Source organism: Streptomyces sp. NPDC050164 (genome assembly GCF_044459945.1).
Classification (GTDB): Bacteria; Actinomycetota; Actinomycetes; order Streptomycetales; family Streptomycetaceae; genus Streptomyces; species Streptomyces coeruleorubidus_A.
Genome location: NZ_JBITJK010000018.1, coordinates 1 through 19,099 on the forward strand (window position 1 = coordinate 1; position 19,099 = coordinate 19,099).

Sequence of the window (19,099 nt, forward strand, 5' to 3'; positions counted from 1 at the left end):
TCGGCGAGGGTCATGGTCGTCCGTACGGTGCCGCCCATCGCGTAGGCGTTGTGCAGCAGGAAGGCGATGCGCACGTGCGGCGTCCCCCGGTTTCCTTGTGATGTGGCTGGTCAGAGCCGCTGTGTTCACCTTCGGCGAGGCAACTACACCCGTGCCTTCCGGTACGTTCCTGGCCGCGCTCGCCTCCGTCCCCACCTTGCTGGCCAGAGCCGGCGGAGACGGGTGCTGGACTACGCGAGCCGCCGCACGGGCATGAGGACAACAGATCGACTGACTTCTGCTCTGTGCGCTCACCGGAGATGACAGGCAGCTCGGGTGTACAGATGCATCATCTGACCCAGAGGTTCCTCAGCCGCGAGGGTCGCTCACCGTGACGATGAATCTGAAGCAATGATCATCCTCACGGAACGCTTCCCGCAGCAGATGGAGACGCGAGGCCTGCTCCCTCCGTGACCCTGGCACGCGCTCCACGTGATCCCTGAACAGACCAGCGGCGCGCGCCACCCCGCGCCGCTCACGGTCGTCTACCGGCGGTCATGCGGTCCGGAAGTCGTCCACCCGCTCGCCCTCCACCTGGGACGGCTCGGTCCTGGGGACGCCCGGGTGCTGCGCCACTGCCGCACACTCGGACGGTTCATCGCGCTCGCCCTCGGCCTGGGAGGGCGTGTGCGAGTACAGCCAGCGGTCGTAATCCGGGTTGTGCATCACCTGTCGCCGGGTGGCGGACGGCGGGTGACTGTAGACGCCTCGATCTTGGGTCTCGTGCATCAAAGGGGCTACTCGGTACGGGCGCTTGTCAAGATCGTCGACGCATGAAACGGCCTCGAACAGTGGCTCCCAAGGGCACACCAGGCCCCCCGTCCGAAGGGGCGGGCCACTCGTATCAGACGCGCATCGCCACCGCCGTCGTCCTGCTGGTGACCGTGCTCAGCCTGCCACCACTGCTCCGGCTGATGCGCCCGGACGGCCTGCGCACCGAGTGAGCCATACGCCCCGAAGACCCATCAGTCATACACTCCTAGGCCTTCTGGAGTCCGGCCCCCCACCACGGCTTCGACCTCAAGCGGGCCTTCGACGAAAGTTCGGTCACGACCGGCCACTGCACTACGGCCAGGTCTGCTCGGCCAGGTCCCGGCTGCTGGAGAACGGCCTCGTCCAGGTCGACGGGATCGAGGCCGGTAGCGGTCCTGAGCGCAAGCGGTACGCCAAAAGCAACTGCCCCCATCCCTTGGACGCCCGCCTGGGCACCAGCTGACCCGCTCGCCCGCCGACAGCAAGAGACCCCGGAGGACTGCTCCTCCGGGGTCTCTCTGACGCTACGAGTGTCCGGCCGGTTCAAAGACCGGCCGCGGCTGGTATCAGGCCCCTTCCATGCCCAGCTCCCGCAGCTCGTCCCGCTGTTCCTGTGCAAGCCGGTCGCGCCTCGATATGGTGTTCGAGAGCCACACCCCCAGCTTCACGACGACCGGCTCCCCCTCGCCATCGACCGCGATTTTCTCGGCATGCCCGCGCGGTACGGGCCGGTGGACGCCTTCCCGTTCCACCCACTGTGCGAGGCCCGCCAGACCGCGCTCGGGCCGAAAGCCTCGTCCATGACCAGGATCCGGGACATGCCGCTGATCAGGACGGTCAGCGTGGCGGGTGAGGAGGCCCCGCCGAGGGGCGACCCGCGGACACCGACGGCCTGTGGTCGGCGAGCAACGATGAACTCGATCGCGAGCGCAGAGCCGTGCGGTTCACTGCTCAGTTCCCACAGCACGCACCGGCCGGAGCTCTTCCAGACGTCGCGGGTCCGCCTCCGCACCCACGCCTGAAAATGGCCCAGAACAGTTCGCCGATGATGCCGTAGTAGAAGACAAGCGCCGGATCGGCGTCCGCGCGGACGGTGACCTTGCGGATCGTGACCACGGCGTAGCCCTCCTCCGGCATCAGCTGCACAGCACGAGCGGAAAGGCATGGATCGTGCCCGTCACCTCACGCCGGACTGAAGGCCAAGTTCCCGGGCGGACTCGCCCCTGCCCACGTCCGCCGTGACTTCCGGCACATCTGCTGGAAGACCGCCCACCCGGCCTGAGCACCGAAACCTTCACGGCCCCGGCCCCTGGACGACCGCGAGACTGCAGGAACACCGCTCCGACCCGATGCCACGACGCGCGCACACCCGGACAAATCGGGAGCTGTGCCAAGGTGTGCCCTCCCGACCGCCCACGTGGCCTCTCGCCCGGTGACGGGTTCTCGGGCTGCCGGACGTTGTGGCTGAGAATGGTGTAGTGCAGGTGTGACCGGTGATGCTTGGTGCCGATGCTACGGATGCGGCGCTTGGCTGTGCTGGTCCGGGGACTGAACCTGATCGGCAGTGCAAATCTGAGAGGGCGGCAGGGCGTGGAGTTGCTGGACACGGCGGATCCGGAGGCTGTTGGTGGTTATCCACTGCTGGCGCGGCTCGGTGAGGGTGGAATGGGACGGGTGTATCTGTCCCGGACCGTGTCGGGGCGTCCGCTGGCGCTCAAGACGGTGCGTGCCGAGTTCGGACGGGAGCCGGGCTTCGAGGAGCGATTCGCGCGGGAAATCCGGAACAGCGACCGGGTGCGCTCGCCCTGGACGCCTGCGGTGGTGGACTACAGCCCGGCGGGGCAGCGCCCGCAGTGGCTCGCCACCGAGTACGTGGCAGCGCCGTCCCTGGCAGAGTGGGTGCGGCGATACGGCCGGCTGTCCGAGCCGTGCGTCCTGGCACTGGCGGCCGAGCTTTTCGGGGCGCTGGCAGCGGTACACGGGGCGGGGCTGGCCCACCGGGATGTCAAGCCGTCCAATGTGCTGTTGGGCCGCCGTAGTCCTCTGCTCATCGATTTCGGGATCGCGCGCGCGACGGAGGACTCGCGTCACACGAGGACCGGGGGTGTGACCGGTTCTCCCGGCTATCTGGCGCCGGAGCAGGTGAGTGCCGGGGAATCGGGTGCACGGGGTGACGTCTTCTCTCTGGCTGCGGTATTGGTGTACGCGGCGACGGGACGGGGCCCGTTTTCCAGCCCGAACGACGAGTTCTCGCCTGCGGTGCTGCTTTACCGCATCGTGCATCAGGAGCCGAACCTCGACGGCGTTCCGGCGGCCCTGGTCCCGCTCTTGCGGTCCTGTCTGGCCAAGGATCCCGAGCAGCGGGCCACGCCCGGCACCGTCAGCGTGCTGTTGGAACGCTTGGGCGGCCGGTGCGGTACCTGGCCGCAGTTGCTGCCCGAGGGGCTGGAGAGAGATCTCGCCGTGCGGGAGGAGGAGGCGCAAGCGTTGATCTCCGCAACAGTGCAACTGCCGTCTGTGGCGGCTGTGTCACGTGAGCCCGAAGACGGCCCGGCTTCCGCCGACGCAAAGACCGCCGTCCTGCCGCCTGTCGGCGCCGTGCGACGGTGGGTGTCCGGCCGTACCGGCCGGGCGGTCGCCGGGACCATGGCCGTGGCCTTGATGGCCGCGGCGGGCACGTTCCTCGTGCGGTATTCCTCCGACGATGACGCCTCCGACGGGACGTCTGCGCCGTCATCCACTGCCACCGATGACTCCTCCGACGGGACGACGCCTGCGCCGACATCCACTGCCACATCGCTTCCCGAGGCCTGGGCAGGTACATGGGTCGGCACCGGGCCGGGCAATCCCGATCCTGACAAGATCACTGAGCCCCGCACCAACCGGTTCGCCGTCACTTTGACTCTCCACCCGGCACAGCGAGGTGAGCTGGTGGGCAAGCAGGTCAGCAGGGTGACCGAAGTGTTCACCAAACTTGAGGTGGGATGCACCGAGACCCTGCGACTGCAGGAGATACGCAAGGCCTCGCTGGTCCTCGAGGCGGACAGCAGCCAACCCACCGACCAGTCGGCCGAGGAGCCCTGCCCCAACGGCAGTATCTACGTCGTCACGATGACCGGCCGAGACACTCTGGGTCTGCGCGAGGAAGGTGACCAGTCCTCCGGGGCGCCGTCCACCCTCACCCGGCGCTGACGGCTGCGCCCGCCGACACGGCGGTGCCGAGCCCTTCCCATCCAGCGCCGGCTTCGCCGAGGTCATGACGCTCCGTTGCCTCCGCCCTCCGGTACGGACTTCCAGTTGCGACCTCGAACTGCACACCCAGCTGCGCTCCCCGCTCATAGTGATCACGCTCGGTGGGTTTCCACAACGGCGCCAACGACCTCACCCATGCCGAGCACGTGCATCAGCTCACCAGCGTGAGCGACCGGATCGAACGGGTCGGCACCTGGATCTTCCCTCAGCGTTGGCGCCTGTTCCGCCGTAGCGGATGGAACCGTGCCCGTCGCGCTGGGAAGGTCACCGTGCATCGGCTCGACCCGGCCACTCACCTCGGGCCGCGCAGCTACATCAGCCCGGACCAGCTGCCCGAGGGCCCCAGCCATCTCGACCGCACCACGGGCACCGTGATCGCGCCCATCCGCGCCCGGCACCGCGCGACCGCCGTGACGGAAGACCCATTGCCATGAGGCCTCGACCAACGCGCGGCGCAGGAGCGCGCCCGCAGCGCCTCTGCGGGGAGAGGTCGAGGCCTCCGGCGTCTTCCGTCAGCTGGCCTTCCTCCTTGTCACAGGCCCGAGGGCGAACGAGCTCAAGTCTCATCGTGCCTCTGGGCGATCGACGTCTCCAGCCGTCGAACCACGATCTGTGTTCCCTGAGACGCCATCCGATTTCCGAACGTGATCGGGTGGTTCGGCGTGGGTGGGCATGAACTCCGCTTTGTAGCAGGCGAGATGGGCGTAGTTCGTCCGTTCGTCTCGCTTGTGGAGGTGGCTGGCTTCGGTGCCTTCCTGACCTACGCCCTCAACCAACGGGCCGTACGAAGAGAACGCCGGGCGAAGACCTTCGCCGAGGCCTTGATGGCGGTCGAGGAGTACCTGGAGATGCCGTACCGCATACGGCGCCGCCCACGGAGTCCTCATCCGCCATACGGCAACAACTCACCGACGAGATCAGCAGTCTGCTGGCACGAATGGCCTTCCACCAGGCGTGGATCCAGATCGAAGGTCACGACCGTCGCGGGCCCGTACGCAACGCTCGTGGCCACGGCGCGAGCGGAAGCCGGCCCGCAGATGAGCCTGGGCCTTCCCCCGATACACGCAGCTCAAGCAGGCGATCGTCGCCGCCGGCCCGGGACCGGCCGGCGAACCTTTCCAGCCAGAGCAGCAGCAACTGCTCAAACCGGCTCCACGCGGCGGCCGCCCGTCCGGCGTCGGCTGCGGCCTGGCAGTGTCATCTGCCTGTGCAGGGCATAGCCCCGCCCTCATTCCGGCGGACGGGAGATCGTAGTCCGACCGGCCTCCATCATCTCGGCGACCCGGGCCGCCGTCTCCCGCAGCCACATGTGCGCCGCGTCGTGCATGTGGACCGGATGCCACCACAAGGCCTGCTGGATCGGTACGGCGTCATAGGGCGGTTCCATGATGCGGACGTGTGCGAGTCCGTCCAGTTCGTCGGCGAGACGCCTTTGCAGGAGAGCTACCCGGCGGGTGCCCGCGACCAGGAGTGGCATCAGCTGGAAACTGTCGACCGAGACCGCCACACGTGGCTCGATGCCGAGCGTGGCGATCTGGCGGGCGGCGGGGGCGTCGTAGGCTCGTTGGTACGTCACCCATGGCAGTCGGGCCAGATCGTCGAGGGTGAGCTGCTCGCCGACCTCGGGGTTGTCGTCGGCGACGAGGAAGACCCAGCTGTCCTGGTAGAGCTCGACCGTGGGGAAGCCGCGGATGATGCCATGGGGCAGCAGTAGCCCGTCCACGGTGCTGAGCAGCGACCCGGTGCTGTCGATGATTTCATTCGGTACCTGTTTGAACCTGAGCCGGATGCCTGGTGCCTCGGTTTGGATGGTGCGGGCGAGTTCGGCGCCGAAGACGGCAACCGCGTAGTCGGAGGCGATCAGCGTGAACTCATGTTCCTCGCGCGAGGGATCGAATTCGGCCTGACTGGCGAAGACGCGCTCCAGCAGGTCGCAAGCGGTGGTGGTTCGGTCGAGGAGGGCCTGCCCGAGGGCGGTCAGCTCGTACCCTCCGCCCACCCGGGCGAGCAGGTCGTCGTCGAAGTGGCGGCGCAGCCGGGCCAGGGCCGCGCTCATCGCGGGTTGACTGAGCCCGATGCACTGGCCGGCTCTGGTGACGTTGCGCTCCTGCAGGAGGGCGCGCAGGGCAACGACGAGGTTGAGGTCCAGGCTGGCCAAGTTCACGAAGCGTCCCAATTCCGGAGCCGGCACCATCGGTATTCACCGGCTGGATTCCTATATACAGGAAATCGATTTCCCTGATTGCAATCTAGGGGCCAGATTGGTGGGACCGCAATCGGGAGGACGTCTCCGTGACATCTGCAGCCGCGTCGGCACCCTTCATCCCTTCTCCGGACCGTTCGCCATCGGCACCTTTTCGGCAGCGGGCGAGACCAGGTTCCCGGGCCTCATGACCCCGGACGGCCGAGCGCTCGACCTGCATACGGCACTGGACGAACATCTACGACCTGACGTAGCCCGAGAACGCCGACCAGTGGGGCACGTCCAACCCGATGAACGAGATGGTCGCCAAGGAAATGCTCAACGACGTCGACCGCGGCGTCTTCGTCGCTCCGCCGGTCTGACCCCATGACACCGGGGGCCCGGCGCACTCCCCCACCCTGCCATGGCGCCGAGCCCCCGGCCTGCGTCAACCCACCCAGCTCCCAAGGAATGCCATGCGCTTCGCCACGTACGAACAGCACGGCCGCAGCCGCGTCGCCACCGTGAAGGACGACGGACAGGCCGGGTCATGACCGACACCCCGGACACGAACTCCGCTCCTCCTCCCACAGCGGACGCGGCGGAACTCCAGGAGTTGCTTCCCGGGATCCACGCCTGGGTGCAGCCGGACGGGACCTGGTGGGTCAACAACGCCGGCGCGGTGGTCGGCGACGACGGGGTCCTGGTGATCGACACCTGTGCCACCGCGGCTCGCACCCGCCGGTTTCTCGACGCCGTGGACACGGCCACCGGCGGGGCGCCCGTCCGGCTGGCGGTGAACACCCATCAGCACGGTGACCACACCTACGGCAACAGCCTCCTCCCCTCCACGACAGTGATCGTCGGGCACAGCCGGATGCGGGAAGGGCTTCAGGCCGACCCGGTCATCGACGGCTGCCCACCGCTGTGGAACCCGGTCCCGGACTGGGGGCCGGTGACCCGCAGGCTTCCCGACATCTCGGCCGGCTCCGCACTCACCCTGCACGTCGCAGGTCGGCGGATCGAGCTGCTGCACCCCGGCCGCCCGGCGCACACCACCGGAGATCTGATCGCCTGGCTGCCCGAAGAACGCGTGCTGTTCTCCGGCGATCTGGTGTTCGCCGGACTCGCCCCGCTGGTCTTCATGGGCTCCGTGGACGGGGCCCTCGCCGCGGTCGACTGGCTGGAGTCCCTGCAGCCCGACGTCATCGTCCCCGGCCACGGCCCGGTCCTCACCGGCACCGGCATCACCCGGGTCCTGGACGAGCACCGCCGCTATTACCGGCTCATCCTCGACACCGCCCAGGAAGGGCTCTCCCGGGGTCTGACGCCCCTGCAGGCCGCCCGCCAGGTCGACCTGGGCGAGTTCACGGACTGGGGCGACGCCGAACGGATCGTGCTCAACCTGCACCGCGCCTACGCCGACCACGCCGGCCGGGACCTCGACGTGATCGCCGCCTTCGGGGACGCGGTCGCCTGGCTCGGCCGCCCGATGCACACCTCCGTCTGAAGGGAAGCGCGACTGTGCGGTTCGTGACCTACGCCGACGACGACGGTGATCGGGTCGGCGTCCTCCACCACGACCAGGTCCATCCCCTGGGCCGCGGCGTCACGATGCTCGGCCTCCTGCGCGACGGCACCCTGCGGGCGGCCGGGGAGCAGGCCCTGGCCGCGCCTGCCGCGACCCGGGCGGTCGGCGACCTTCGGCTGCGCGCGCCGATCCCCGATCCTCCCGCTGTGCGGGACTTCATGACCTTCGAACGGCACGTCGAAGGTGTCGCCAGACTCGGCGGAACCGACGCGACCGTCCCCGAACGCTGGTACGAGGCACCCGCGTTCTACTTCACCAACCCCCACGCGATCCTCGGCCCCGCCGACGACGTCCCCGTACCGCCCGGCAGCCGGATGTTCGACCTGGAGCTGGAGGTCGCCGCCGTCATCGGCCGCACCGGCCGCGACATCCACCCCGACGACGCCGACTCCTACGTCGCCGGCTACACCATCCTCGTCGACTGGTCGGCCCGCGACGTCCAGTTCGCCGAGATGCAGGTCCGGCTCGGCCCCACCAAGGGCAAGGACACCGCCACCACCCTCGGACCGGTCCTGGTCACCCCCGACGAGCTGCAACCCTGGCGCACCGACACCTCGTTCGACCTGACGATGACCGTCGACATCAACGGCGAACGGCTGGGGCAGGACCGCTGGTCGTCCATGGCGTTCTCCTACGCCGACATGATCGCCTACGCCTCCCGTGGCACCGAGATCCGCCCCGGCGACATCCTCGGCTCCGGCACCTGCGGCGGCGGCTGCCTCGCCGAACTGTGGGGTCGCGAAGGTCTGAACGCCCATCGCCCCCTGCAACCCGGCGACGTCGTCACCGTCACCGTCGAACAACTCGGCACCCTGACCACCCGCGTCGTGCCAGGAGTCGAGCCGATTCCCATCCCACCCGCACGACGGGGCCGGTAGGCCCAGTCTGTCCGGAACGGCGACCCCCCGTGGGGTCGCCGTCGCCCACCTGGCCGAACAGACGGTCGCCACGCCCCCGGACACCCTTCGGCTGTCATCGTGCCGGTCCGGCAGACGTCGTAGCCGTGAAGCCCGAACCAGTACACGTCCAGTATTACGAGGAGAGTCCGATGAACGAGTTCGTCATCGTCGGTGCCAAGGTGTTCGACGGCGAGAAGAACCTGGGCCAGGTCGATGTGCACGTCGCCGACGGCGTCATCGTCTCGGTGGGCGGGCCGCGTGTCACCGGGGTGGAAGTCGTCGACGCCACCGGCGCAACCCTGCTGCCGGGCCTGATCGACGCACACACCCACACCGACGCCGCGATGCTGCGCCAGGCGCTGACCTTCGGCGTCACCACCGAACTCGACATGGGCTCGGTCCCCGCCACCATGATTCCGCTGCGCGCCGAGGTCGAGGCCGACCGGACTTTCGCGGACGTGCGGAGCGCCTCCTTCTCGCTCACCCACCTCGACGGCCACCCTCATCAGTTCCGGAAGGGCCTCAACGATCCGGTCTGGCCGACCGCGACCACCGTGGCGGAGGCGGCCGGATTCGTCGAGGATCGGATCAGCGAGGGCGCCGACTACATCAAGCTGATAGCCGAGAGTGGCGAGGCGTTCGGCTTCCAGATGCCGCACGTACCACTGGAGATTCACACCGCCGTGATCGCCGAGGCGCACGCTCGCGGGAAGATGGTGATGGCCCACGCCATGACGCTGCACGAGACGGAACAGATGGTCGACGCCGGCGCCGACGGCCTCGCCCATCTGTTCGCCGACACGGCCCACACCCCGGAGATCGTCGACCGCATCGCAAGCGCGAACGTGTTCGTGGTGCCGACACTGACTCCCCTTGCCTCCATCGTCGGGCTGTCGCACAGCACGGACCTGGCGCAAGATCCCCGCGTTGCGGGAAAGCTCGCGCCGGAATTGCGGGCGCACCTCTCCGACACGTTCGGCGGCTTGCCCACCTCGCACTTCGACATGGCACTGGCCACGATCGCAGCCCTGCGCCAGGCTGGGGTCGACGTGATCGCAGGCACCGACGCCGCGGCTCTGGCCGTGCGCGGCGTGACCCACGGAGCAAGTCTGCACGGCGAGCTGCAACTGCTCGTACAGGCCGGTTTCAGCCCCACCGAAGCCCTGCGCTCGGCGACTTCACTGACAGCACGACGGTTCGGCCTCCACGATCGGGGCCGCGTCGAGCAAGGCCTGCGGGCAGATCTCGTCCTGGTCGACGGTGATCCCACCACGACCATCAACGACAGCCTGTCGATTCGCGCTGTCTGGCGACAGGGCACCCGCCTCGCGGCCGCATCCACGCACGGCTCCCGGTGAACCCGCCAGGAGCGACGAGGGCGCAGGGCCCTGGCGTTTGCCCGGGTCGTCCGGTTTGGTCAGGTGATTGCCGTGGAGGGTGAGGACGCGTGGGCGTTCGGTGTGGGCTCGGCGTCCGGCGGCGGTGTTGACGTATCCGGCGAGCTTGGGCGCGCTGCGGATCAAGTCGCGGACGGCGGCGGGCACGGCAGGCGTGTTACGGGTCCTGACCTGGGGTTTGTCTTCTCCGAAGACGGCATCTCGCACCCGGTGGGCGGTGTTTCCCACGGTCCGGTGTCCGCGAGCTCAGGAGGCGATCTCGGCCGCACTTGCCTGCTCGGCGGCAGGTCGGTGATGGCGTGGACGGTCTCGCTGGACCACTTCTTCGCTCCGTGGAGACGGTGGCGGCGCTGGATGCGCGGGACTTGGGTGGCGTGCGGGAAGAGCAGGCCGTCGGCGGTGACGACCTGCACGAGTCGTTGTTCGTGGCGGCCGTGGCCCCGGTCGTCGTCGCGGTGAATCACGGGGATCTTCTTCCAGGGCAGAGCGTGGAGTCGGCGGGCCTGGCGGCGCTGGTTGTTCTTGATGGTCAGCAGGTAGTGGGTGCCACGTTCGTGCAGGTAGGTGGCGTGGTCGCGTGGGGCGGGCGGGGCATCGGCGGTGACGACCGTCCCGGCGAGGTCGGCGTCGTCGATCTGATCGAGCAAGGGCGCGAACTCGGGAATTTCGTTGGTCTTCGCGCTGATCTCGCGTGAGGCGAGGGTGATGCCGACGGCCGTGGCGGACGGCGGACGGCGGACGGCGGACAGCACGAAAACCCGGCTGCCGTCCGGTCGGCGTGCGCCGCGCAGGCACTTGCCGTCCACCGCGACCGCCCGGCGCCGGCCGTCGACACCTACGTGTACGTACCGGCCCCCGGCGGGCTGCCCGGAAAGCGACGATCCACCTCGCCATCAAGCTGGAGTTCGCAGGTCAGGGGCTGCCCCGGTGCTACGGTCGGGAAATACCGAGATGGAGCACGAATGACAAAGACAGCGATCGTCACCGGCGGAGCAGGGGGCATGGGGCTCGCGACCGCGAAGATTCTCGGCAGCGATCACCGCGTGGTCATCACCGACGTCAACCGGCAACGCCTCGACGCTGCGGCGGCGGAACTGCGCGACCACGGCGTCGATGCGGCGGCGGTCGCCTGCGACATCACCAGCCGAGCATCGGTCGAGGCCTTGTTCCAGCAGGCCGACCGCGAAGGCTCCGTGCGGGCGGTCGTGCACACCGCGGGCATCAGCCCGCAGATGGGCACCGCGGACAAGATCATCCGGATCAACGCGCTCGGCACCGTCAACATCACCGAAGCCGCCCTCGCGGTCGCCACCGAGGGATTCGCGCTGGTCAACCTCGCCTCCATCGCCGGGCACATGACGCCGCGGCTGGTCATCCCCAAGCGGATCTTCCGTCTTGCTCTGACCGATCGCGACCGCTTCACGGCGAAGCTCGCCGCTGGCGCGAGCCGGGCACCGAAAGGTATGCGACCCGGTCTGGCGTACTCGCTCAGCAAGAACTTCGTCATCTGGTACTCGCAGCAGATCGCCGCCCCGTTCGGCGCGAAAGGCGCCCGCGTGCTCTCCGTCTCGCCCGGCAGCTTCGACACCGCGATGGGGCGGCTCGAGGAGAAGAGCGGCTCGGGCAAGCTCACCGGCTACGCCGCGCTCAAGCGCTACGGTCGCCCCGAAGAGATTGCCGAGCTCCTGGCGTTCTGCGCGGGCGACAAGCCCGGCTACCTCACCGGCGTGGACATCCTCTGTGACGGCGGCACCAAAGCCGGACTCGACCTCAGAGGAATGATCGCCATGGCACGCGGCGACTGACCGGTCCGGACCAGATGTGAACCTGGCGGGAACCGGTTGAGACAGCAAGGAACCTCCCGGTGCAGGCTGGCATTGCTGCAGCTTCAGGCTCGACACAGAAGGTTCGTGTCTCGGCACTCGCCGGGTACCCGGCACCTGACGCCCCGGGCGCATGCGTTGTCCACGTTCCGACGCCTCATCGACGGCACCCGCATGAGACAGCTCGCTTTCGACAACCGCCTGCCGAAACCGGCCGCCTACGAGCTTTTCGTGCCCGTAGCGTGCCCTTCAGAGCGGACAACCCGATCAACAGCGGTTTCATCAGACCGCCATGTCTGCAGCAGTACAGCGAATCGGCGCAGGTCAGAGCATACGAGGCCCCCAAGCGCCGTCGCTTCCCAAGCGGAGAGCGCGAGTTCGGTTCTCGTCACCCGCTCCATGGCTAAGGCCCCAGGTCTTCCGTTCTAGTGGTCGTCGCAACACCCCAGCTCAGGGGTCGCGTGCCAGTCGAGGTGAGCGGCGACGAGGAGGGTCGCGGCGGGGCCGAGTTGACCGCGCTGTACCGGGCCGCGCAGGAGGCCGTGACCAACGCGTGCCGCCATGCGCGGGCCTCGCAGGTGACCGTTGCGGTCCGGTTGGCCGGGGGCGCCGCGCGGCTGGAGGTGACGGACGACGGTCGCGGCTTCGCACCGGAGGCGACCGCCGCCGGGTTCGGGCTGCTCGGCATGCGGGAGCGGGTACATCTGGTGCCGACGAACGTCGACGTCGAGAGCAGCCCGGGCGCCGGCACCCGGGTGACGGTGACGGTCCCGCGCGGGACGACGGCGAAGTTCTCGGTGGACGGGGGCGGTGACATGAACGACGAGGAGCCTGACCAGGCGGCGCCCGTGCGGGTGCTGGTGGTGGACGACCAGCGGCTCATCCGGGACGGCATCGCCCTCCCTGCTTTCCATCCGGCCGGGCATCGAGGTCGTCGGCACCGCCGTGGACGGCCGGGACGCGGTGGCGCGGACTCTGGAGATGGAGCCGGACGTCGTGCTCATGGATGTCCGGATGCCGGGGATGGACGGTGTCGAGGCGGTCGCCGTCCTGCGTGAACGGGCGCCCGAGTGCCGGGTCGTGATGCTGACGACGTTCGACGACGAGGAGTACGTCGTGCAGGCGCTGCGGGCCGGCGCGCACGGCCATCTCCTCAAGGATCTGCCGGCCGAGGAACTCGCCCACGCGGTCCGTCTGGCGCACGCGGGCGTCACCCAGCTCGACTCCTCGGTCGCCCGCCGTCTGACCGCCTTCCTGCCCCGCCCCGAACCGCCTCGTCCCGAACCGGCCGCCGGGACTCCCGCCGTCTCCCTCAGCCCACGCGAGACGGACATCCTGCGGCTCGTGGCACCGACACACCAACCGGGAGATCGCCGCCAGGGCTCCGTCAAGTTCCGTGCTCGCGTGGAGGGTTGACGATCAGGCCGGTAGGGGCGGATAGCAGAGCAGGCACGGGGGTTCGTGATGATTGTGGTGTCGAAGCCAGATGACCGAGCGGAACCAGCTTCCGAGAGCGACCTTCCTTTCCATGCCGGCGACCTCATCGGCCGGATGTCTCGCACGGACAAGGCCGCACTGATCTTCCACTCCGAGGTTTCCGTCGGCTACGTGGACGGAAGTGACCACTGGGGCCGGACCGGCGCGGGCACACTCCTGCGGGAGCACGACATCGCGCACTTCTGGGTCAAGGCGCGCCTCGGGACGGCCGCGAAATCACCCAGCGGCACAACCGCCTGCTGGCGTGGCCCCCGACGACAACCCGAGAAGTTCAGTAGGGGGGCACTGGGCCGCTCTCAGGTTCCGATGCCCCGGGGCACTCTGATGCGGATCGGAGACAGGCTGCGTGGTAGGCATCCGGTCAGCGGCCGGAGCCTCTCGTCAAGAAGGGCTTCACGGGTTGGATGGCGTCAAGAATGTCCCAGACGGCGAGGGGGCGTTCGTAGCCCGGGTAGGTGTAGCGGGACGCGTCGTCGCGGACCCATGCTTCAGGGGTGTCGAATGTGAAACCGTTGCGCTCGGTCTCCCAGACCTGGGTGGCGACGGCTGAGGCCATCTCGACGCCACGGTCGCTGAGCTGCCGCTTCCCGAAGCAAGTCCCGGACCGCCGGTAGACCGAGGCTGTCAGGTAGTTGGTACCGGTCCAGACGTTGATCTCCTGGCGGGGTTTGGTGACAAAGAAGACGGTACCGAGCGCGGGCCACTCGGTCGTCCGGGTCGTGGGTTCATGCCCGGCGGCTGTCCTTCCGAGGGCTTCAAGGTCCTTCTGAAGGGCTACAGCGACCCGTCGCCGGAGAACGTCCGCGCGCTGGTCGAGATCATGACGTACGGCTCGAGCTCCGAGACCGACCAGCTCATCCGCCAGCGGTCGGACACCGCGCGCAAGCGCCCGGACCACCTCGCCAACTTCCCGGCGCTGGCCAGGGCCGACCGCGCGTGAGGCGCTGCTGCGTGCAGTGGATGGCCCTTCTGGGCAGGACGACGTCGCGGCCGCCAGGGATGCTGTCCCGGATCGGTGGCAGCGGTACTCGGCGGCTGCAACCGTACCGTCCTGTTTCAACTGGAGGACTTGCAACACGGCCCGCATCACGGCCCCATCCATCAGGTCGGGCAGCGGGCGGGACGCCTTCCCCGCCCAGCGCACAGCAAGCCGCACGTCCGGGGGTGCCGTGTGCAGCTCTGGCCGGGGCAGGACGAACGCCCAGTCCCGCAGTGCACGTGGCAGCAACTCGAAGCAGGTCTGCCTCGGAGCACCGCCTTCCCGGCTGGTCGCCCTCCGTGCCCTCAACGAGGAGGGGGAATCCGAGACGCTTCACCTCTTCACAGTCAGGGCTGACCGTGAGATGTTCATTTCGCAGTCAAGGCTGACCGTGAAAGGTGGAGGCCATGACCAGGCGTGACGAACAGCGCGACGCCACGAGGGCGCAGATCGTGGGCGCGGCGGTCGAGTCGCTGATCGAGGTGGGCGTCGCGGCGACGACGACCCTGGAGGTGCAGCGGCGGGCCGGTGTCAGCCGGGGTGCGTTGCTGCATCACTTTCCGACCCGTGAGGACCTGTTCGGGGCGGCGATCGGTTTACTCGTGGCGCGGAACGAGCGGGCGGTGCGTGAGGAACTGGCGGCGGCCTCACCGGACGGTGACGCACTGTCCCGCTCGTTGCGCGTGCTCCGGTCCGTCATGTGCGGGCCTTCGTTCGGCGCGGAGATGGAGCTGTGGGCGGTGGCCCGCACCGACCCACGGCTGCGGGACGTGCTGCGCCACGCCGAGGGGACGGCGCGCCGGGACCTGTACCGGGTGGTCGACGAGGTGATGGGCCCCGAGCTCACCACCTCGCCTGCCTACCCGGCGATTGCCGAGCTGACCGTGCAGTTGCTGCGCGGCATGGCGATCTCCGACGTGCTGTACCGGGAGGACACGGACCGCGACGAACTGCTGGAGCGGTGGGGCCGGATCGTACGGCCGCTGCTCACCGAATCCCCAGGCTTCCCAGCTGCCGCCGGCCCGCAGGAAGGACGGCTGACGGAGCGTGCCGCACACGGGTCACGTGCCACGTCGAGCCGCCCTGCGACCGGGGCATCGACCGCACCCACGAGCTGAGCGCTCGTCATCGCCTGCCGGGTCACCAGACGCCCGCGGCCTGTCACCGTCGGGCACCGGCAGCGACTGTGTGACTTCCAGTCAAGCACGGCCCTTGCGCTGCCCCGACGCCGCGCGCACGGCCGGACCACTCGCCGGCATACGTACTGACAGGAGAGCGGCCACCATGGGCAGTCCGGCAGAAGCGTTCGTCTACGACGCGCTGCGCACCCCGCGCGGGCGCGGCAAGAACGACGGCTCACTGCACACCGTCAAACCGATCTCCCTCGTCGTGGGTCTCCTCGACGAGGTGGGCAAGCGCAATCCGGGCTTCGATCCGCTGCGGGTGGACGACGTGATCCTGGGCGTGGTCTCGCCGGTCGGGGACCAGGGCGCGAACCTCGCCCGGACCGCCGCGCTGGCCGCCGGATACGAGTCCTCGGGTGCGGGCTTCCAACTGAACCGAGACGATGACCAGGCTGGGCAGACCCGGCCGCGCCCGAGGCGCCGGCTTCTACGACCACGACGCCTCGGGCGCACGAACCGGTCTGTGGCCGGGACTCGTCACGGCGTTTCCCCCACATGGAGACCCCGCCGGAATCGACCTGCACGAACTCACCGAACGGCTGTTGTTCGCCGAGGCCGTCGAGGCGGCACACTGCGTCGCCGAAGGCGTACTGACCAGCACGGCGGACGCCAACATCGGATCCCTGCTGGGGATCGGCTTCCCGCCCTGGACCGGCGGCGTCCTGCAGTACATCAACGGCTACCCCGGCGGCCTGCCGGCCTTCGTCGCCCGCGCCGACCGCCTCGCCGCCGCGCACGGCGAGCGCTTCGCCCCGAACGCCCTGCTGCGCGAGAAAGCCGAGCACTGCGAGACCTTCTGACCGACCACCGCATTCCGCCGTAATACGGAGCTCATATGACCGACGATCAGCAGTCCACCGTCCTGTACGAGGTGCAGGACCGCAAGGCCTACCTCACCCTCAACCGTCCCGACCGGCTCAACGCGATCGACTTCCGGATGCCCGGTGACATCGCCGCCGCCGTCCGGCGCGCCAACGACGACCCCGACGTGCACGTCATCGTGCTCCAGGGGGCGGGCCGGGCCTTCTGCTCCGGATACGACCTGAAGATCTCCGCCGAGGACGGACAGGGCACCCAGGGCGCCATCGACGGCAACCCGGTGTGGGATCCGATCAAGGACTTCGCCTGGATGAAGGGCTTCACCGACGACTTCTTCTCCCTGTGGCGGTCGCTGAAGCCCACCATCGCCAAGGTGCACGGCCATGCCGTCGCCGGCGGCAGCGACATCGCCCTGTCCTGCGACCTGGTCGTCATGGCCGAGGACGCGCGCATCGGCTACATGCCCGCACGGGTGTGGGGCTGCCCGACCACGGCGATGTGGGTGTACCGGCTGGGCGCCGAGCGCGCCAAGCGGATGCTGCTGACCGGGGACACCATCGACGGCCGGACCGCCGCCGACTGGGGCCTGGTGCTGGACGCCGCACCGCCGCGGGACCTGGACGCGCGGGTGGAGGAGCTGGCCGACCGGATAGCGGGGGTGCCGGTCAACCAGCTCGCCATGCAGAAACTGATGATCAATCAGGCGTACGACAACATGGGCCTGCACGGCACCCAGGTCCTGGCCACGCTCTTCGACGGCATCACCCGGCACTCGCCGGAGGGCCGCTGGTTCCAGCAGTTCGCCGCCACCCACGGCTTCCACGAGGCGGTCAAGTGGCGCGACTCGGGCCGCTGGATTCCCGACGGCGGCGGCCCGGTCCCCACAGCCCAAGACCTGCAGGAGTGACGATGCAAGAACCGCTGACCCGCTCGTACCTGCCCGCCGACACCACCCGCCCGGTCCTCGACCTCACCATCGGGGAGGTGCTCCGAGGCGCCGCGTCGACCGCCCCGGACCGCCTGGCGCTGGTCGAGATCGCCCCGCCGGGCGCCGCCCTGTCCGGCGCCGACCGCACCGACCGCACCTGGATCTACGCCGAGCTCCTGGACGACGCCGAGCAGGCCGCGTCCTGGCTGGCCGCTCGGTTCGCCCCGGGCGAGCACATCGCCGTCTGGGCCCCCAACATCCCCGAATGGGTCATCCTCCAGTACGGCGCAGCCCTGGCCGGGCTGGTCCTGGTCACCGTCAACCCCGCACTGCGCGACGCCGAACTCGAGCACGTGCTCTCCCAGTCCGGTGCCGTGGGACTACTGCTCACCGACTCCTTCCGGGAGACGGACATGGTGGCGGCGGTGGAGCGGATAGGGCCGCGTCTTCCCCGCCTGCGCGAGCGGGTCTCCTTCACCGGCTGGCTCACCGAGGTCCGCGGCACCGCCCCCTCACCGCTACCGCGGGTCGACCCGGGTGCCGCGGCGCAGATCCAATACACCTCCGGAACGACCGGCACCCCCAAGGGCGCGGTCCTGCACCACCGCGGCCTCGTCACCAACGCCACCTTCGTGGCCGCCCGCGCCGGATTCTCCCGGGACGGGGTCTGGGGCAGCGCGCTGCCGCTGTTCCACACCGCCGGCTGCGACCTGACCGTGCTCGGCGTGGCCACCGCCACCGGCACCCTCGTACTCGTCCAGGTCTTCCAGCCCACCCTGGTCCTGGAGGCACTTCAGAAGTGGCGGGCCACCTTCTTCGCCGGAGTCCCGGCGATGCTCACCGCCCTGCTGAACCACCCCACATTCGACTCCTACGACCTCAGCGCCTGCGCGACCGTCCTGTCCGGCGGCGACCGGGTGCCCCCGGAACTGGTCGAGGAGACCGAGCGCCGCTTCGGCGCCCGTTTCTCCACCCTCTACGGGCAGACCGAACTCAGCCCCTCCGTCACCCAGACCGGCCCCGACGACAGCACCCAAGACAAACTCCACACCGCCGGCCGCCCTCTGTGGCAGGTCGAGGTCAAAATCACCGGCCCCGCCGGCGCCGATCCGCTGCCCGTGGGAGAGCCGGGCGAGATCTGCGCCCGCGGCTACCAGGTCATGCTCGGCTACCACGACCTTCCCGAGGCCACCGCCCAGACCATCGACCGCGACGGATGGCTCCACACCGGCGACCTGGGCGTCATGGACGAGCGCGGCTACGTCACCGTCACCGGCCGCCTCAAAGACATGATCATCCGAGGAGGGGAGAACATCTACCCCGCCGAGATCGAGGCGGCGCTCGGCACTCACCCCCGGGTACAACAGGCCGCCGTACTCGGCCTCCCCGACCCGGCCTGGGGCGAGCAGGTCGCCGCCGTCATCAACGCCACCGACCCCGCCGACCCGCCCACCGCCGCCGAACTCCACGACCACCTGCGTGCCGCCCTGGCCCCGCACAAGACACCGCGCCACTGGTACCTGGCCGACACCATCCCGGCCAACGCCATGGGAAAGATCCAGAAGTTCCTGCTGCGACGGCAGATCTGCGACGGCCGCCTGAAGCCGCTTCCCTGATCGACCGGGGGCGTGCCGCCGCGTGGGTTTCCAGAGCTGCCAAGCCGACGGACAGGTACCCACTTCAACGCCGGGGTCGGCCGGCTCGCGGACCTCTGCGGAACCGCACGCGGCGGCACGCCCCACCACGGCAGGATCGG

Annotated in this window: 18 protein-coding genes and 5 pseudogenes; 17 read left to right on the top strand and 6 right to left on the bottom strand. The window is 69.2% G+C overall.

All coding sequences use genetic code 11. From position 1 onward, the window contains the following. Positions 1 to 534: 534 nt before the first annotated feature. Entirely contained in the window at positions 535 to 705 is a 171-nt protein-coding gene (locus ACIBNA_RS23250) for a hypothetical protein (protein WP_399167052.1), read from the bottom strand. A gap of 107 nt (positions 706 to 812) precedes the next feature. Here ACIBNA_RS23250 and ACIBNA_RS23255 point away from each other — a divergent pair, with 107 nt between their 5' ends. Both ACIBNA_RS23255 and ACIBNA_RS23260 read left to right on the top strand, forming a co-directional pair. Then, complete coding sequence (locus ACIBNA_RS23255) at positions 813 to 983, top strand: hypothetical protein (RefSeq protein ID WP_399167053.1); 171 nt, start codon at positions 813 to 815, stop codon at positions 981 to 983. 20 nt (positions 984 to 1,003) lie between these two features. Then, a pseudogene (locus tag ACIBNA_RS23260) lies at positions 1,004 to 1,207 on the top strand (PadR family transcriptional regulator); the annotation flags it as partial. 151 nt (positions 1,208 to 1,358) lie between these two features. Here ACIBNA_RS23260 and ACIBNA_RS23265 read toward each other — a convergent pair. Both ACIBNA_RS23265 and ACIBNA_RS23270 read right to left on the bottom strand, forming a co-directional pair. Continuing rightward, positions 1,359 to 1,544, bottom strand: coding sequence for a hypothetical protein (locus ACIBNA_RS23265; protein WP_399167054.1), 186 nt, complete (start codon positions 1,542 to 1,544; stop codon positions 1,359 to 1,361). Between the two features lie 199 nt (positions 1,545 to 1,743). Beyond that, positions 1,744 to 1,938: a hypothetical protein gene (locus tag ACIBNA_RS23270; protein ID WP_399167055.1), complete on the bottom strand. Its 195-nt coding sequence runs from the start codon at positions 1,936 to 1,938 to the stop codon at positions 1,744 to 1,746. Between the two features lie 387 nt (positions 1,939 to 2,325). On the opposite strand from ACIBNA_RS23270, the gene ACIBNA_RS23275 reads away from it, so the two are divergent. Together ACIBNA_RS23275 and ACIBNA_RS23280 are read left to right on the top strand one after the other, a co-directional pair. After that, positions 2,326 to 3,984, top strand: coding sequence for a serine/threonine-protein kinase (locus ACIBNA_RS23275; protein WP_399167191.1), 1,659 nt, complete (start codon positions 2,326 to 2,328; stop codon positions 3,982 to 3,984). A 161-nt stretch (positions 3,985 to 4,145) separates the two neighbouring features. Further along, a complete protein-coding gene (locus ACIBNA_RS23280) occupies positions 4,146 to 4,478 on the top strand; it encodes a hypothetical protein (RefSeq protein ID WP_399167056.1) in 333 nt (110 codons plus the stop codon). A 794-nt stretch (positions 4,479 to 5,272) separates the two neighbouring features. On the opposite strand, the gene ACIBNA_RS23285 is transcribed toward ACIBNA_RS23280, so the two are convergent. Then, positions 5,273 to 6,208, bottom strand: a complete 936-nt coding sequence (locus tag ACIBNA_RS23285; protein ID WP_399167057.1) for a LysR family transcriptional regulator — start codon at positions 6,206 to 6,208, stop codon at positions 5,273 to 5,275. 293 nt (positions 6,209 to 6,501) lie between these two features. On the opposite strand from ACIBNA_RS23285, the pseudogene ACIBNA_RS23290 reads away from it, so the two are divergent. The 4 genes and pseudogenes from ACIBNA_RS23290 to ACIBNA_RS23305 form a co-directional block, all read left to right on the top strand. Continuing rightward, positions 6,502 to 6,609 (top strand): annotated as a pseudogene (locus tag ACIBNA_RS23290) (oxidoreductase); the annotation flags it as partial. Between the two features lie 167 nt (positions 6,610 to 6,776). Then, on the top strand, positions 6,777 to 7,736 hold the full coding sequence (locus tag ACIBNA_RS23295; RefSeq protein WP_399167058.1) for an MBL fold metallo-hydrolase: 960 nt from the start codon (positions 6,777 to 6,779) through the stop codon (positions 7,734 to 7,736). Positions 7,737 to 7,750: 14 nt separating this feature from the next. After that, positions 7,751 to 8,695 (top strand): fumarylacetoacetate hydrolase family protein, encoded by a 945-nt coding sequence (locus ACIBNA_RS23300; RefSeq protein WP_399167059.1) that lies wholly within the window; start codon positions 7,751 to 7,753, stop codon positions 8,693 to 8,695. 200 nt (positions 8,696 to 8,895) lie between these two features. Continuing rightward, on the top strand, positions 8,896 to 10,074 hold the full coding sequence (locus ACIBNA_RS23305) for an amidohydrolase family protein (RefSeq protein WP_399167060.1): 1,179 nt from the start codon (positions 8,896 to 8,898) through the stop codon (positions 10,072 to 10,074). A 69-nt stretch (positions 10,075 to 10,143) separates the two neighbouring features. Here the strand turns inward: ACIBNA_RS23305 and ACIBNA_RS23310 are convergent. After that, positions 10,144 to 10,946, bottom strand: a pseudogene (locus ACIBNA_RS23310) (ISAs1 family transposase); the annotation flags it as partial. A 129-nt stretch (positions 10,947 to 11,075) separates the two neighbouring features. Between ACIBNA_RS23310 and ACIBNA_RS23315 the strand changes: the two are divergent. The 3 genes from ACIBNA_RS23315 (at position 11,076) to ACIBNA_RS23325 (ending at position 13,352) form a co-directional block, all read left to right on the top strand. Beyond that, positions 11,076 to 11,918, top strand: a complete 843-nt coding sequence (locus ACIBNA_RS23315; RefSeq protein ID WP_062705294.1) for an SDR family NAD(P)-dependent oxidoreductase — start codon at positions 11,076 to 11,078, stop codon at positions 11,916 to 11,918. Between the two features lie 479 nt (positions 11,919 to 12,397). After that, positions 12,398 to 12,994, top strand: a complete 597-nt coding sequence (locus ACIBNA_RS23320) for a sensor histidine kinase (protein ID WP_399167061.1) — start codon at positions 12,398 to 12,400, stop codon at positions 12,992 to 12,994. After that, positions 12,900 to 13,352 carry a response regulator transcription factor gene (locus ACIBNA_RS23325; RefSeq protein WP_399167062.1) on the top strand — a complete coding sequence of 151 codons (453 nt, stop codon included), beginning with the start codon at positions 12,900 to 12,902 and terminating at the stop codon, positions 13,350 to 13,352. The genes ACIBNA_RS23320 and ACIBNA_RS23325 overlap by 95 nt, the downstream gene beginning before the upstream one ends. A gap of 442 nt (positions 13,353 to 13,794) precedes the next feature. On the opposite strand, the gene ACIBNA_RS23330 is transcribed toward ACIBNA_RS23325, so the two are convergent. Continuing rightward, positions 13,795 to 14,088: a GH116 family glycosyl hydrolase gene (locus ACIBNA_RS23330; protein WP_399167192.1), complete on the bottom strand. Its 294-nt coding sequence runs from the start codon at positions 14,086 to 14,088 to the stop codon at positions 13,795 to 13,797. 72 nt (positions 14,089 to 14,160) lie between these two features. Between ACIBNA_RS23330 and ACIBNA_RS23335 the strand changes: the two genes are divergently transcribed. From ACIBNA_RS23335 to ACIBNA_RS23360, 6 genes and pseudogenes are all read left to right on the top strand, one after another. After that, positions 14,161 to 14,373, top strand: coding sequence for a hypothetical protein (locus ACIBNA_RS23335; RefSeq protein ID WP_399167196.1), 213 nt, complete (start codon positions 14,161 to 14,163; stop codon positions 14,371 to 14,373). Positions 14,374 to 14,819: 446 nt separating this feature from the next. Next, positions 14,820 to 15,530 (top strand): TetR/AcrR family transcriptional regulator, encoded by a 711-nt coding sequence (locus ACIBNA_RS23340; RefSeq protein WP_399167063.1) that lies wholly within the window; start codon positions 14,820 to 14,822, stop codon positions 15,528 to 15,530. 166 nt (positions 15,531 to 15,696) lie between these two features. Beyond that, a pseudogene (locus tag ACIBNA_RS23345) lies at positions 15,697 to 15,975 on the top strand (acetyl-CoA C-acyltransferase); the annotation flags it as partial. A 16-nt stretch (positions 15,976 to 15,991) separates the two neighbouring features. Beyond that, a pseudogene (locus tag ACIBNA_RS23350) lies at positions 15,992 to 16,396 on the top strand (3-hydroxyacyl-CoA dehydrogenase); the annotation flags it as partial. A gap of 35 nt (positions 16,397 to 16,431) precedes the next feature. Beyond that, the gene (locus tag ACIBNA_RS23355; RefSeq protein WP_399167064.1) at positions 16,432 to 17,322 is read left to right on the top strand and encodes a crotonase/enoyl-CoA hydratase family protein; all 891 of its coding nucleotides are present in this window, start codon (positions 16,432 to 16,434) and stop codon (positions 17,320 to 17,322) included. A 2-nt stretch (positions 17,323 to 17,324) separates the two neighbouring features. Next, on the top strand, positions 17,325 to 18,959 hold the full coding sequence (locus tag ACIBNA_RS23360; RefSeq protein ID WP_399167065.1) for an AMP-binding protein: 1,635 nt from the start codon (positions 17,325 to 17,327) through the stop codon (positions 18,957 to 18,959). The last annotated feature ends 140 nt before the right edge of the window (positions 18,960 to 19,099 follow it).

What these genes read in the sequence shown, in the direction of transcription:
- ACIBNA_RS23335 (WP_399167196.1), top strand. Translation starts at nt 14,161, where the DNA reads ATGCCCGGCGGCTGTCCTTCCGAGGGCTTCAAGGTCCTTCTGAAGGGC.
- ACIBNA_RS23360 (WP_399167065.1), top strand. Translation starts at nt 17,325, where the DNA reads ATGCAAGAACCGCTGACCCGCTCGTACCTGCCCGCCGACACCACCCGC.
- ACIBNA_RS23255 (WP_399167053.1), top strand. Translation starts at nt 813, where the DNA reads ATGAAACGGCCTCGAACAGTGGCTCCCAAGGGCACACCAGGCCCCCCG.
- ACIBNA_RS23315 (WP_062705294.1), top strand. Translation starts at nt 11,076, where the DNA reads ATGACAAAGACAGCGATCGTCACCGGCGGAGCAGGGGGCATGGGGCTC.
- ACIBNA_RS23355 (WP_399167064.1), top strand. Translation starts at nt 16,432, where the DNA reads ATGACCGACGATCAGCAGTCCACCGTCCTGTACGAGGTGCAGGACCGC.
- ACIBNA_RS23340 (WP_399167063.1), top strand. Translation starts at nt 14,820, where the DNA reads ATGACCAGGCGTGACGAACAGCGCGACGCCACGAGGGCGCAGATCGTG.
- ACIBNA_RS23250 (WP_399167052.1), bottom strand. Translation starts at nt 705, where the DNA reads ATGCACAACCCGGATTACGACCGCTGGCTGTACTCGCACACGCCCTCC.
- ACIBNA_RS23295 (WP_399167058.1), top strand. Translation starts at nt 6,777, where the DNA reads ATGACCGACACCCCGGACACGAACTCCGCTCCTCCTCCCACAGCGGAC.